This is a genomic window from Microbulbifer sp. ABH2_005, assembly GCF_056160005.1.
The window spans coordinates 1057059-1070705 of sequence record NZ_JBSWWI010000001.1 but is presented as its reverse complement, the minus strand read 5'-3'; the positions used below and the strand labels follow the sequence as shown (position 1 = coordinate 1070705).

The window sequence follows — 13647 nt, the reverse complement described above, 5'->3', positions numbered from 1 at the left end:
CTTTGCGGGATGGGCACGGGTTTCGGGGAGGCATCGGTAGAAGTGGGTTTTCCCTTAAGGCCCCATCAGTCGGGGCTCTAAGGGAATAGCATCGCTGATTATTGGGCGTTCAGCTAACGCTTGCGACTGGCCTTAGCCTTAAGGGTAGCGGCCTTACCCTTACTGCCGGTCACATCGATCACAAAATTTGCGGTCATATCAGAAATCACCCGCGATTCGGCATTCATCAGGATAGCGATACCGATTTTCAGTTTTTCCGAATAGGCTACTGCTGCACGGAAACCAGCCACCCAACCACCGTGATAGATAATACGGTCATCACCGATGGTGTAGAGACGCCAGCCGAGGCCGTAGCCGGCGTGGGTCAGGTAATCCCGCCAAATACGGTGGCGCATATGGCGCTGGGTGGACACCCGCTCGGTGGTCATATCTTCAATCATCGCTGGAGAGAGCACCTTGGGGTAATAGCCCATCTGCGCCTTCAGCCACTGGGCCATATCCGAGATACTGGCATTGACACCCGCCGCGGGGGCGGCGAAATAGTATTCTTTCTCGACCTTCACCGGGCGCCAACCGCTGCCGGTTTGCACGTGGGGCGCGGCGCGATTGTTTGAGGCCATAAAGCTCTCCCAACCCACCGAGGCATTCTGCATTTTCAGCGGCACAAAAATTCGCGACTTCAGTTGTTTGGCAAAGGTGGTTCCCGTCGCCTGAAAGATTACATCCTCAATCAGGCTGAACAGCACATTCTGATAGCCATAACATTTTCCTGGAGTGCAGCGCGGATCGATATTGGCAAACTTTGGCAATATCTTGCTGAGTGGCTTATTGCTCTCAAGGTAATCGTCGTAGGCGTTGGGCGTGAGGCCGGAGGAGTGGCTGAGCAGGTGCTCTACCTGTAGCTGGCGCGACAGTGACGGCGTCTTGAAGCTGAGGTCCGGCACATAGTTGATGACCTTGTCATTCCAGTTAAAGCGCTCCTCATGCTCCAGAATGGTGGCCATACTCCCGGCAAAGGTCTTTGAGACCGAAGCCAGGCGAAATATAGTATCGAGATCCACCTTGCCCTTCTTTCCGCGTATTCGCACACCGTAAGTGTCCATGGCGACCACCCGGTTACCATCAACAATGACATAGGCGCCACCTGGAATGGACTTACCGGCCATCATCTTGCGGAAGTATCGGTCAAACTCCTTGGCCCTGGCGTCTATATCCATCGCGCGCGCAGGCAGTGCCACAGCACACAGGAGCAGCAGTGAAAGAATGACTCGCGCCTTCCCGGCACGGAGGTGGTAGACAATATTCGAAAGAATTGCAGGTCTCATACGCAAATCGAGCCGCCAAAGCAATCCGGTACATGCAGATAAGACTAGCAGCCAGCGAGCAAAAACTCTATTTAGGCGCCACGCAGGACTGACTGCTGAATTCTAGTCTCTTACCACTGCCCCTGTGTGAATCCCCATGCCACCCGCTTAGGTCTGCGTATTGGCACTCATTAAAACGAAAAAACCGCCTTTCGGCGGTTTTTTCTGTATTGGGACTATTGATTAGCCCCAGCGACTTCGAGCTTACAGCTTTTCAGCATTCTCGCTCAGGTAAGCCGCTACGCCTTCTGGAGAAGCGTTCATACCTTTGTCGCCTTCCTGCCAACCGGCAGGGCAAACTTCGCCGTGCTCCTGGTGGAACGCCAGGGCGTCAACCATGCGCAGCATTTCGTCAACGTTGCGGCCCAGTGGCAGGTCGTTCACAACCTGATGGCGAACCATGCCTTCCTCGTCGATCAGGAAGGAACCACGGAAAGCGACGCCAGCGTCGGCTTCTACGTCGTATGCTTGGCAAATTTCGTGCTTAACATCAGCAACCAGGGTGTATTTAACCGGGCCGATACCACCCTCGTTCACCGGGGTGTTACGCCATGCGTTGTGAGAGAACTGGGAATCGATGGAAACACCGATCACCTCAACACCGCGCTTTTCGAACTCAGCGAAACGGTGGTCGAAAGCGATCAGCTCAGAAGGACATACGAAGGTGAAGTCCAGCGGGTAGAAGAAAACTACCGCTTTCTTACCTTTGATTGCTTCTTTCAGGTTGAAGGTATCGACGATCTCGCCATTACCCAATACCGCTGCAGCGGTGAAATCCGGAGCCGGCTTGCCTACCAGTACTGCCATGAAAACCTCCTCAATCCAATGATGGGTTGTTGATAAAGAGAGTGAAGTGTTCAATTTATACGCAACAGCTATAAATTGAATAGGAATTGATAGTGGGCCGCTATGATACACATCCACTTATTACAGGCCCATAAATTTTTTAAATGAGCCTGATAGCAGAAAAGCTATGCGTGAACCAAGCCTCAAAATAGGAAATAACCACTGCCATATCGCACAAAAAAGAAACCATCAGTTCAAAATTTAAACTTATGGAAATCTTATTGACACTCATTCTCAATTGCAATAGGATTTACATCAGTCTAGTATTGAGTAGAAATTGAGCAGAGCCCACGACGATGTATGTATGTATCTGTAAAGGTATCACCGACCGCCAAATCAAAGAGGCTGTCTACGATGGCTCCACCTCTGTGAAGGCCCTGAGGCGTCAGCTTGGTGTCTCTTCCCAGTGTGGTCGCTGCGCCGAACAGACCAAGGAAATCATCAGTGAGACCCTGGGTGCCGGAATGATCACCGCTGCCAACAGCGGGCTGTTTTACTCTGCCAGTTAAGTTCCCCTTTTCGGCCGCCACACATTGAAATTGAGTGGCGGCCAAATCCTCCCCTCTGCCCTCCCCTCCTAAAACCCTCCCCTGCAGACTTTGCCTGCCGCCCTATGATGCGCACACGTGATGCTCTAAGCTGAGGGCACATCAATGGCTCAGTTTGGAACATGAAGAAGCATTTTCTGCACCTCTACGAAAAACTTCGCTCCAGTTTTTGGAGTGTGCCTCTCATCATGATTTTGTCGGCGCTGCTGCTCGCTTACATGATGCGTCAACTGGATGCTCTATTAAGCACTCTGCCACTATTTGAAACCGGCCAAATTACCACCCTCGACTGGCTGCATATGCGCGATGTCAACAGCGCACGCGCCTTGCTCTCCGTTATCGCCGGCTCGACCATTACAGTGGCCGGTACAGTGTTCTCAATTACCGTGGTGGCCCTAACCCTCGCCTCTAACCAGTTCGGCCCTCACCTGATCAGAAATTTTATTCGCGACCGCAGCACCCAAAGCTCGCTTGGAATTTTTCTCTCCACCTATGTCTATGCGCTGGTCACGATGCGCAGTATCGAGGGAACGACCGGGGACATAACGACTTATGGCTTCGCCATTCAAATTGCCCTGCTGCTCACATTGATCAGCATCGGCTACCTCGTTTATTTCATCCACAATGTGGCGCAATCCATTCAGGTAGATAACATCGCCCATCAGATCAATCTGGAGTTCCACCAGGCAATCGACCGAGAGTACCCAAGCTCTGCAGAGTCCGACAAGGGGGAACACTTCGATACTGAGCGCCTGGAACTAGGGGCGAGCTGGATCGCAGTACCCACTCCCCGCGGTGGCTACGTACAGATTATCGACAGGGACAAAATCATTGCGATTGCGGAAAAATTCAATTGCTGTGTACAGATCAGTTGCCACCCCGGCTCCTACGTACACAACTGGGGGCAAATCGGCAGGATTTACCAAAACGCCGACTCGCAAGAGATAATTCCGCAAGTGCAGTCCGCCCTAAAGATTGGCGCTCTGCCCACTGCCGAACAGGACATTGTTTTTTCCGTGCGCCAATTATCCCAAATCGCGGTGCGCGCACTTTCCCCCGGCATTAACGACCCCTTCACGGCCTACTCCTGTGTCGACCGCCTTATTGAAGGGCTGGGTACGGTGCTGCAAAGACCGGAACCGGCAAACTGTTTTACCGGTTCCGCCGGGGCTCTGCGCTTAGTCAGTTGCAAACTGGAATTTGCCCAGCTACTCAATGCTTCCCTCGATGAGATCGTCGAACACGGCCGAGCCAATGGAGTATTTATGCGCCACCTGCTGAACGCTTTGGACCACCTCGCTGAGGTATGCCAACGACAAAAAGACAAAGTTGCGTTATTTAATTATCTGCAACGCCTGGCCAACGACATTGAAATATTTATTAAGAGTGAAACTGATTCCAATCAAATTCAGGAAATAATATCGGCTATTCAAAAAAAGCTGACTGTCTGACGGCGCAACCTAAACAAGAATCATTTTCGTTGCTATTTTCGGCCAAATTCGTGTTAAAAACCGTGTTTTTTCTGCATTCCGCAGCTAACAACTTCCCCTTGACTTGCCGCAAATCGCAACGCAAACTCGGCCCGGATTGCAGTTGCCACCCTAAAATAAATTGTGGGAAATCGGTCAGCCGCAGACATAAGTGACTAACACAATTTAGTGACTTTTTATTGCTACTTATTTCAAGTAATCAACAAATAGGAATTCTCTGAGGGTGTTATCTAGCTCGCAGGGCCACAGGAGCAAAAAGCTATGAAAGGCGATCCCAAGGTTATCGAACATTTAAATAAAGTACTGGGCAATGAGCTGGTAGCGATCAACCAGTATTTTCTGCATGCGCGCATGTACGACAACTGGGGACTGAAAGAGCTGGGTAAACAGGAATACCACGAATCCATCGATGAAATGAAACACGCCGATTGGCTGATCGAGCGTATCCTGTTCCTGGAAGGCATCCCCAACCTGCAACACCTGGGCAAATTGATGATCGGTGAAAATACCGAGGAAATGCTCAAGTGCGACTTGAAGATTGAATCCAAGGCGATTCCCGATCTGCGCGAAGCCATCGCTTACTGCGAGTCTGTACGCGATTACGGCAGCCGTGAATTACTGGAAAAAATTCTCGACTCCGAAGAAGAACATGTCGACTGGCTGGAGACTCAGCTCGAACTGATCGACAAAGTAGGCATTCAAAACTACCTACAAACCCAAATGGAAACTGCAGCCGGCAACTCTGGCAAGTAACTAAAAATGCCTTAACTAGGCATAAAAAAACCGCAGTTGAAACTGCGGTTTTTTTATTTTCAACAATGCGCTGCCACTTTCCCCGGGCAGATACATTGAAACAAAAACGAAAATTAACCTTCGCCTTCGCTCTCCGCTGATGCCTCTTCGATCAGGGTTTTCAGCTCACCATTTTCATACATTTCCATAATGATGTCGCAACCGCCGATCAACTCGCCCTTCACCCACAACTGAGGGAAAGTCGGCCAGTTGGCATACTTGGGTAATTCCGCGCGAATATCTGGATTGGCCAGGATATCCACATAGGCAAAGCGCTTGCCGCAGGCCATCATCGCCTGGGAAGCGCGCATGGAAAAGCCGCACTGGGGGGCGTTGGGGCTACCTTTCATATAGAGCAGGATGGCGTTGTCAGCGATCTGCTGTTTGATGTTCTCCAGTGTATCCATAAGCGTGAGAAACCTCAGGTGGTGGAAGCAAAATTAATTAACGTGTATCGCATCGGCACCCAGCCATTGCGCACGGCCGGACATTGTACCCCAGCGCAGGGGGGAATAAGTACCCGCTGCTGAGCGCGACCAAAAAATAAGCGCCGCACCTCCGCCGCGTATACCCTCTCTCTCATAGAAGTGAAATAGATGGGCCACACGACGCAAAGCCTGTGGTAGCATTGATGATTCAGGATATTTTGCAGAATAAAACACACCAAACAAAATTTTCTGCGGAAGCCGACCTATATTGAATAATCAAACTGAACACCAAAGAAGAAAGGAGGCGCCTCAGTGTCCCCCCCCACACTCATGCACAACTATGGCGAGAGAACCCTGACCCTAATCCGCGGCGAGGGAAATTACGTGTGGGATGATTCCGGCCACCGCTACCTGGATGCCATTTCTGGCATCGCCGTATGCGGCCTGGGCCACTGCCACCCCAAGGTCACTGAGGCCCTGCAGGAGCAGGCTAACACCCTGCTCCATGTCTCCAACCTGTACAACATTCCGCCCCAACAACAGCTGGCCGATCGGCTCGTATTCCTGTCGGGAATGGACAATGTATTTTTCTCCAACTCAGGAGCCGAGGCCAATGAGGCCGCCATCAAATTAGCCCGCAAACTGGGCAATGAACGCGGGCTGGCAGCCCCGCAAATTGTTGTGATGGAGGGGGCCTTCCACGGGCGAACCCTGGCCACCCTCACGGCAACCGGCAACGAAAAGGTTCAGCAGGGCTTCGCCCCCCTACCCGAGGGCTTTTTACGGGTGCCATTCAATGATGTACAAGCCATTGAAAATTTGGCGCAACAGCACTGCAATATCGTCGCCATACTGGTGGAACCAATCCAAGGGGAAGGCGGTATTCGAATACCCGATCTGGATTATCTACATAAATTGCGTGCGCTCTGCGATCGGCAGGACTGGCTATTGATGCTGGATGAGATTCAGACCGGTAACGGCCGCAGCGGTAAAATGTTTGCCTATCAGCACGCGGGCATAGTGCCGGATGTACTCACCACCGCCAAGGGGCTCGGCAATGGCGTCCCCATCGGCGCCTGCCTCGCCCGCGGTAAAGCCGCTCGCTTGTTCACCGCAGGCAGCCACGGCTCTACCTTCGGTGGCAATCCACTCGCCTGCCGCGCCGGCCTTGCCGTACTGGAAACTCTGGAAGCTGAATGGTTGATCGAGCGCGCGGAAAAATTGGGCGCTCAACTACTGCACTCCCTGCGCCTGCGACTGAGCGATTGCCCTGGGATAGTGGATATCCGTGGGCTGGGATTAATGATTGGTATCGAACTCGACCGCCCCTGCGCTGAATTGGTGGAGCGGGCGCGGGAGCAGGCGTTGCTGATCAATGTCACCGCCGGTAATGTCGTGCGGCTTCTCCCGCCCCTGACACTCACCGATAGCGAGTGCCAGCAGCTGGCCGCTGATATCGGCACCCTGATTCAACAATTTACCCTGCAAGCAGTCTGAGGCACACAAAGGAGAACAATTTATGGCGATCAGGCATTTCCTCACCCTAATGGATCTCTCCGCAGAGGAACTAAAGCAAATTATCGAGCGCGCTATCGAATTAAAAACCCTGCGCAACCAAGGCATTACCACCGACCTTTTTCGCGGAAAAGTGCTGGGGATGATTTTTGAAAAGTCCTCAACCCGCACCCGTGTCTCTTTTGAAGCCGGCATGGCACAGATGGGCGGCAGCGCCCTATTCCTATCGCCGCGCGATACCCAGCTGGGGCGCGGCGAACCCATTGAGGACAGTGCCCGAGTCATCTCCCGGATGGTCGACATGGTAATGATACGCACGTTTGGTCACGAGACTCTGGAACGCTTCGCTGCCCACTCGCGGGTACCCGTAATCAACGCTTTATCTGACAGTTACCACCCCTGCCAGCTGCTCGCCGATATCCAGACTTTCGTCGAGCACCGCGGCAGCCCCGCGGGCAAAGTGGTGGCCTGGGTGGGTGATGGCAACAATATGTGCCACTCCTATATCAATGCGGCGCGGTTGTGCGACTTCGAACTTCGTATCGCCAGTCCCCAGGGCTACGCACCCGATGCCGATATCGTCGCCGCTGCCGGCGACCGGGTGAAAGTTGTGCATAACCCTGTGGAGGCCGTGCGCGGTGCCGATTGGATCACCACCGATGTATGGGCCTCGATGGGCCAGGAAACGGAACAACAGACGCGCAGCGAGGCTTTCGATAATTACCAGGTGAATCACGAATTGATGAGTCACGCCAATGAAGGGGCGATTTTTATGCACTGCCTGCCGGCACACCGCGGCGAGGAAGTCAGCGCCGAGCTATTGGAAGACGAGCATATTTCCAAGGTTTGGGATGAAGCGGAAAATCGTCTGCACGCACAGAAGGCACTGATGGAATTTTTGCAGGAGCACAGTCAGTAAACCCAATTACACGCCGGTCGATGGCACCATTAACTACTTGTCGGCCGGCCCTTTCTCTACCCTACCAACCCCTCTCCACCGGTATCTGCACAAAACTTAATCATCCAGTTTTATTGCTCGGCTTCCTATGGCGCTTAAATACAGATCCGAACAGAATGCCACAGGTGAGCGAATAATAAACAAGCGAGCATCAGCATAAAATTCACGCCACAAAATTGATCAACTTAGTACCAACTTGCTCAAAATGCGCTCATTCGAAAATGGTTATTGCCGTTGTTAATTTGAAGCGTCCCGGCTATTAAAAAAAATTGTAAGAGCTTGTATTGGCCCCTCCCACACAGCGGTGAATACCACACACCCCAGCTGCGGCGGGCCCTGCCGCAGAAGTGGCTACTGACTCAACACGCCTACCCACAATTTATCCACAAACAACCACAAAGTTATTCGCCTTGAACTGACCCGCCTACCGCATTATCTTGTAGCGCACTCGAGGCAGACCCCCTATATATTGGGGTAAAGAGCCTGGAGCATCCCCAAATCCAGGGGCGAATCCCGGCGCTCCGCCACACTTTTGGCGGTCGGTGCCAGACGCTGCTTTTTTCAAAGCAGAATCAGAGGTAAGCGGGCGGAAAGGAATTATCCGCCACAGACAGCAGCCGGCAGACCTTAACTGAGAGCCGGTCGTCACGCCGCCTGTTTCCAGTGCCTCCACGGTGTGGGAGGAATCACTGGCCAAGCGATGGACCCGCTCCGCACATGCCACGCAGTCCAGTGGCGCTGTTCTAGTGAACACACGCGGACAGACAACATTACAAACCTTTCGGAGATTTACATGCACACAGAGACAGGGCGCTCTCAAACCGTGCCTGCGGCAAAATCGGGCACCTCCAGCGACCAGGCTACTGACGGCACCACTCTGGCTGCCACCGCACCGGGCCAGATCCGTGTCATCAAACGCAATGGCACCGTTGTCCCCTATGATGACGGTAAAATTTCCGTTGCCGTCACCAAGGCCTTTCTCGCTGTTGAAGGCGGCACCGCCGCTGCGTCCAGCCGTGTCCACGAGCAAGTCGAAGAGCTCGTTGGCCAGATCAGCGCTACCTTCAAGCGCCGTATGCCCTCTGGTGGCACTATCCATATCGAGGAGATCCAGGACCAGGTAGAGCTGGCCCTGATGCGCGCCGGTGAACACAAAGTTGCACGCGACTATGTACTCTACCGCGAAGAGCACGCCCGTCTGCGCGCCGAAAAAGAAAAAAGCGCCAAGCCAAGCGAACAAGCTATCGATGCGCACCCCAGCATTCGTGTCAAACTCGACGACGACAGCCTCGTTCCCCTGGATATGGAGCGCCTGCGCACCGTTGTCAGTGAAGCCTGTGAAGGCCTGAAAGACGTTAACGCCGAAGCCATCCTCAGCGAGGCTTTGAAGAACCTGTACGACGGTGTCTCCGAAAACGATATCAACACCGCGCTGGTGATCACCGCGCGTACTCTGGTTGAGAAAGAGCCAAACTACACCTTCGCCACTGCCAGCCTGCTGCTGGACAAGCTGCGCTCCGAAGCCCTGCGCTTCCTCGACATCGCCGAGCGCGCCACCCAGCATGAGATGGAAAAACTCTACGCTTCCACTCTGCCCGCTTACGTGGAAAAAGGCATTGAGCTGGACCTGCTGGACCCGGCCCTGGCCACCTTCGACCTGGAAAAACTCGGCAAAGCTTTAAAAGGCGAACGCGATCACCAGTTTACCTACCTGGGCCTGCAGACCCTGTACGATCGCTATTTCCTGCACAGCGATGACACTCGCTTCGAGCTGCCGCAGATCTTCTTTATGCGTGTCGCCATGGGCCTCAGCATTAACGAAGAAAACAAAAATGAGCGCGCGGTAGAGTTCTACAACCTGTTGAGCTCTTTCGACTACATGAGCTCCACCCCGACGCTGTTCAACGCCGGCACCCTGCGCCCGCAGCTGTCCTCCTGCTACCTGACCACGGTGCCGGACGATCTGCACGGCATTTACGGCGCCATCCGTGACAACGCCATGCTGTCCAAGTGGGCCGGCGGCCTCGGCAACGACTGGACGCCGGTGCGCTCTCTGGGTTCCTATATCAAAGGCACCAACGGCAAATCCCAAGGTGTAGTGCCCTTCCTGAAAGTGGCCAACGACACCGCCGTAGCCGTCAACCAGGGCGGCAAGCGCAAGGGCGCTGTGTGTGCCTACCTGGAAACCTGGCACCTGGATATCGAGGAGTTCCTCGAGCTGCGCAAAAACACCGGTGACGACCGCCGCCGCACCCACGATATGAACACTGCCAACTGGGTCCCCGACCTGTTTATGAAGCGCGTGTTCGAAGACAAAGAGTGGACCCTCTTCTCCCCGGCGGATTGCCCGGACCTGCACGATCTGTTCGGCACGGCATTCGAAGAGCGTTACAACCACTACGAGCAACTGGCCGCCGAAGGCAAGCTGCGCTTGTTCAAGAAAATCCGCGCACTCGACCTGTGGCGCAAGATGCTGGGTATGCTGTTCGAAACCGGCCACCCCTGGATCACCTTTAAAGACAGCTGCAACCTGCGCAGCCCGCAGCAACACGCCGGTGTAGTACACAGCTCCAACCTGTGCACCGAGATCACCCTCAACACCAAGGCCGATGACGAGATTGCCGTTTGTAACCTGGGCTCCGTCAACCTGGCCCAGCACATTGGTGAGAACGGTGAACTCGACCGCAGCAAGCTTGCCAATACCGTAAAAACTGCAGTGCGTATGCTCGATAACGTTATCGACATCAACTACTACGCGGTTGAAAGTGCACGCCAGTCCAACATGCGTCACCGCCCGGTGGGCATGGGCCTGATGGGCTTCCAGGACGCGCTGTACAAAGCCGGCATCGCCTACGCCAGCGACGAAGCCGTGGCCTTTGCCGATAACACCATGGAAGCCATCAGTTTCGAAGCCATCTCCGCTTCCAGCGACCTGGCTGCCGAGCGCGGCAAGTACCAGACCTACGAAGGCTCCCTGTGGAGCAAGGGTGTTCTGCCACTGGATTCCATCCAGATTCTGGCTGAGCAGCGCGGGCAACAATTTATCGAACAGGACACCAGCTCCACTCTGGACTGGGACGGCCTGCGCGAGAAAGTAAAAGCCCAGGGTATGCGCAACTCCAACGTAATGGCGATCGCTCCCACCGCGACCATTGCCAATATCACCGGAGTTTCCCAGTCGATCGAACCGACTTACCAAAACCTGTACGTGAAATCGAACCTATCCGGCGAATTCACCGTGGTAAACCCCTACCTGGTACACGACCTGAAAGATCGCGGCCTGTGGGATCAGGTCATGGTTAACGACCTGAAATACTACGAAGGTTCTGTACAGAAAGTCGATCGCGTACCGGAAGACCTGAAAGCGAAATACCGCACTGCGTTTGAAGTGGAGCCGCGCTGGATCGTGGACGCCGCCAGTCGCCGCCAGAAATGGATCGACCAGGCCCAGTCCCTGAACCTGTATATCGCCGGCGCCGATGGCAAGAAACTGGACCTGACCTATCGCATGGCCTGGTTCCGCGGCCTGAAGACCACTTACTACCTGCGTGCCCTGGCTGCCACTACCACAGAGAAATCCACTGTGAACAGCGGCACCCTGAACGCGGTAAGCGCACACGGCGCAAGCAACGGTATGGCTGCGGCAGCGCCCGCAGAACAGGCTGCACCAGCTCCGGCAGCAGTGCCCCAGGCCTGCTCCCTGGACGATCCAGACTGCGAAGCCTGTCAGTAAAAATTTGGCCCCGTTAGGGGCCAGCACTCACTCTCGGGGGAGAGCGTCGTAACCGCACGTGCGGGCATGACCATGCGCAACGACCCCGGCTCGCCTGGCAGCCAAAAGCCGGGAAGAATTTTCGGGCCGGGGATCGTCTGCGTCTTTTTCCCAAATGCGTTTTTAAATAACTCGCACAGATATGTGCTGAGTACAGAGACCACACAAAAAACTTTGCCATAAACCTCACCAACGTGCAGAGAAAACCCAAAATAATATTTGGGAAAAAAGCAAAGTAATAATTGATCTGGCACAAAAATTTTGTGCCCCCGCGGGTTGAAAATACCTGCAGTGAATGACTACTGCCGGAGAATTCCGGATACCATCCCTGGCCTCGCTCTGCGAACAAAGCGCCAGGAAGAATACAGAAATGATTATCGAATTTTCGATAGCGAGACCGATTAAAAGGGCCAACTATGCTGAGCTGGGACGATTTCGAAACTAAGCCCCAACAATCCGAAAAAGCTACGGACGCGCAGGTAGCGCCGAAAACCCAGGCGAAATCCGTGCAAGAACCCAGTGCTTCCTACACTGCCGAAGCCGCAGCTCCGGCGGCCAGCGCTGCTCCCCGCAACGGCTCCGCTGCCGTTGAAGCCGCCCGCGCAGCCGTTGCCAGCCTGGACCCGGCGCCCGGCCTGGAAGAACTGGAAATGGGCGCGGCCCGTATCCAGGTAGATGAAAAACGCATTATCAATTGCCGCGCCGACCTCAACCAGTTGGTGCCCTTTAAATACGATTGGGCCTGGCAAAAATACCTGGACGGCTGCGCCAACCACTGGATGCCCCAGGAAATCAACATGAACAAAGACGTGTCCATGTGGAAAGACCCCAACGGTCTGACCGAGGACGAGCGTCGTATCGTGGAATACTCCCTGGGTTATTTCTCCACCGCAGATTCCCTGGTTGCCAATAATCTGGTGCTGGCTATTTACCGCCATATCACCAACCCGGAGTGCCGCCAGTACCTGCTGCGCCAGTCTTTCGAAGAAGCGATCCATACCCACGCCTACCAGTACTGTGTAGAATCCCTGGGCATGGACGAAGGCGAAGTCTTCAATATGTACCGAGAAGTACCCGCCGTTGCCAAAAAGGCGGCCTGGAGCCTGTCCCACACCCAGGCGATCGGTGACCCCAACTTCAAAACCGGCACCGTAGAATCCGACCAGGAATTGCTGCGCAACCTGATCGCCTTCTACGCCGTCACCGAAGGTATCTTCTTCTACTGTGGTTTCAGCCAGATCCTGTCCATGGGCCGCCGCAACAAAATGACCGGTGTTGCCGAGCAGTTCCAGTACATCCTGCGCGACGAGTCCATGCACCTGAACTTCGGCATCGACGTGATCAACCAGATCAAACTGGAAAACCCACACCTGTGGACGGCGGAATTCCAGCAGGAAGTGACCCAGATGATTCTCGAAGGTATGGAACTCGAAGTGGCCTACGCCCGCGACACCATGCCCCGCGGTGTACTCGGCATGAACGCGAATATGATGGAGGAGTACCTCCAATTCATCGCCAACCGCCGCCTCAGCCAGCTGGGCCTGAAAGAGCAGTTCCCAGGCGCACAGAACCCATTCCCGTGGATGTCTGAGATTATGGACCTGCGCAAAGAGAAAAACTTCTTTGAAACCCGCGTTATCGAATATCAGACCGGCGGCGCACTGCAGTGGTAAGAGAGGCTTCCGGCCAGTGAATTACTACAAAAGGAAAAAGTAGTCGCTCACAGGAAGAGAAGTATTGAAAACGGGCTTTCAGCCCGTTTTTTTTATTGGGGAAACCTCAGTTTGCTCTTCATGCCAATCATGGATTTATATTCCACAAAACCCCTCTAGGCTCCCTATTACTCAGCATCAAATCAAACCATTTGGACAGTTCCCTGTATTCGCTCATAATCCCTCGCTTTGACTGGTGTAACCATTACACTACCTATTGGG

11 protein-coding genes are annotated in these 13647 nt (G+C 54.0%); 7 read left to right on the top strand and 4 right to left on the bottom strand.

Annotation, left to right across the window (positions count from 1 at the left end; genetic code table 11):
* Nucleotides 1–113 precede the first annotated feature (113 nt).
* The gene (locus tag ACXAFI_RS04635; protein WP_475107849.1) at nucleotides 114–1325 is read right to left on the bottom strand and encodes a serine hydrolase domain-containing protein; all 1212 of its coding nucleotides are present in this window, start codon (nucleotides 1323–1325) and stop codon (nucleotides 114–116) included.
* Between the two features lie 243 nt (nucleotides 1326–1568).
* Nucleotides 1569–2171: a peroxiredoxin gene (locus tag ACXAFI_RS04630; RefSeq protein ID WP_152454432.1), complete on the bottom strand. Its 603-nt coding sequence runs from the start codon at nucleotides 2169–2171 to the stop codon at nucleotides 1569–1571.
* Nucleotides 2172–2506: 335 nt separating this feature from the next.
* Here ACXAFI_RS04630 and ACXAFI_RS04625 point away from each other — a divergent pair, with 335 nt between their 5' ends.
* From ACXAFI_RS04625 to bfr, 3 genes are all read left to right on the top strand, one after another.
* Nucleotides 2507–2719: a bacterioferritin-associated ferredoxin gene (locus ACXAFI_RS04625; RefSeq protein WP_152456387.1), complete on the top strand. Its 213-nt coding sequence runs from the start codon at nucleotides 2507–2509 to the stop codon at nucleotides 2717–2719.
* Between the two features lie 161 nt (nucleotides 2720–2880).
* On the top strand, nucleotides 2881–4209 hold the full coding sequence (locus tag ACXAFI_RS04620) for a DUF2254 domain-containing protein (protein WP_475107848.1): 1329 nt from the start codon (nucleotides 2881–2883) through the stop codon (nucleotides 4207–4209).
* 300 nt (nucleotides 4210–4509) lie between these two features.
* A complete protein-coding gene (gene bfr, locus ACXAFI_RS04615) occupies nucleotides 4510–5001 on the top strand; it encodes a bacterioferritin (RefSeq protein ID WP_152454434.1) in 492 nt (163 codons plus the stop codon).
* Between the two features lie 113 nt (nucleotides 5002–5114).
* On the opposite strand, the gene grxD is transcribed toward bfr, so the two are convergent.
* On the bottom strand, nucleotides 5115–5447 hold the full coding sequence (grxD, locus tag ACXAFI_RS04610; protein WP_152454435.1) for a Grx4 family monothiol glutaredoxin: 333 nt from the start codon (nucleotides 5445–5447) through the stop codon (nucleotides 5115–5117).
* A gap of 33 nt (nucleotides 5448–5480) precedes the next feature.
* Nucleotides 5481–5669: a hypothetical protein gene (locus ACXAFI_RS04605; protein ID WP_475107847.1), complete on the bottom strand. Its 189-nt coding sequence runs from the start codon at nucleotides 5667–5669 to the stop codon at nucleotides 5481–5483.
* Between the two features lie 111 nt (nucleotides 5670–5780).
* Between ACXAFI_RS04605 and ACXAFI_RS04600 the strand changes: the two genes are divergently transcribed.
* The 4 genes from ACXAFI_RS04600 to ACXAFI_RS04585 all read left to right on the top strand — a co-directional run bounded on the left by ACXAFI_RS04600 (nucleotide 5781) and on the right by ACXAFI_RS04585 (nucleotide 13386).
* Nucleotides 5781–6965, top strand: a complete 1185-nt coding sequence (locus tag ACXAFI_RS04600; RefSeq protein WP_475107846.1) for an acetylornithine/succinylornithine family transaminase — start codon at nucleotides 5781–5783, stop codon at nucleotides 6963–6965.
* A gap of 22 nt (nucleotides 6966–6987) precedes the next feature.
* Nucleotides 6988–7902: an ornithine carbamoyltransferase gene (argF, locus tag ACXAFI_RS04595; RefSeq protein ID WP_444919651.1), complete on the top strand. Its 915-nt coding sequence runs from the start codon at nucleotides 6988–6990 to the stop codon at nucleotides 7900–7902.
* Nucleotides 7903–8734: 832 nt separating this feature from the next.
* Nucleotides 8735–11674 (top strand): ribonucleoside-diphosphate reductase subunit alpha, encoded by a 2940-nt coding sequence (locus tag ACXAFI_RS04590; protein ID WP_475107845.1) that lies wholly within the window; start codon nucleotides 8735–8737, stop codon nucleotides 11672–11674.
* Between the two features lie 455 nt (nucleotides 11675–12129).
* Nucleotides 12130–13386, top strand: a complete 1257-nt coding sequence (locus ACXAFI_RS04585) for a ribonucleotide-diphosphate reductase subunit beta (protein WP_475107844.1) — start codon at nucleotides 12130–12132, stop codon at nucleotides 13384–13386.
* Nucleotides 13387–13647 lie beyond the last annotated feature (261 nt).

Bases quoted from the DNA above. Each gene is read 5' to 3' on its own strand.
- ACXAFI_RS04585 (WP_475107844.1), top strand. From the start codon at position 12,130: ATGCTGAGCTGGGACGATTTCGAAACTAAGCCCCAACAATCCGAAAAA.
- argF (WP_444919651.1), top strand. From the start codon at position 6,988: ATGGCGATCAGGCATTTCCTCACCCTAATGGATCTCTCCGCAGAGGAA.
- ACXAFI_RS04635 (WP_475107849.1), bottom strand. From the start codon at position 1,325: ATGAGACCTGCAATTCTTTCGAATATTGTCTACCACCTCCGTGCCGGG.
- bfr (WP_152454434.1), top strand. From the start codon at position 4,510: ATGAAAGGCGATCCCAAGGTTATCGAACATTTAAATAAAGTACTGGGC.
- ACXAFI_RS04630 (WP_152454432.1), bottom strand. From the start codon at position 2,171: ATGGCAGTACTGGTAGGCAAGCCGGCTCCGGATTTCACCGCTGCAGCG.
- ACXAFI_RS04620 (WP_475107848.1), top strand. From the start codon at position 2,881: ATGAAGAAGCATTTTCTGCACCTCTACGAAAAACTTCGCTCCAGTTTT.
- ACXAFI_RS04590 (WP_475107845.1), top strand. From the start codon at position 8,735: ATGCACACAGAGACAGGGCGCTCTCAAACCGTGCCTGCGGCAAAATCG.
- grxD (WP_152454435.1), bottom strand. From the start codon at position 5,447: ATGGATACACTGGAGAACATCAAACAGCAGATCGCTGACAACGCCATC.
- ACXAFI_RS04625 (WP_152456387.1), top strand. From the start codon at position 2,507: ATGTATGTATGTATCTGTAAAGGTATCACCGACCGCCAAATCAAAGAG.
- ACXAFI_RS04605 (WP_475107847.1), bottom strand. From the start codon at position 5,669: ATGCTACCACAGGCTTTGCGTCGTGTGGCCCATCTATTTCACTTCTAT.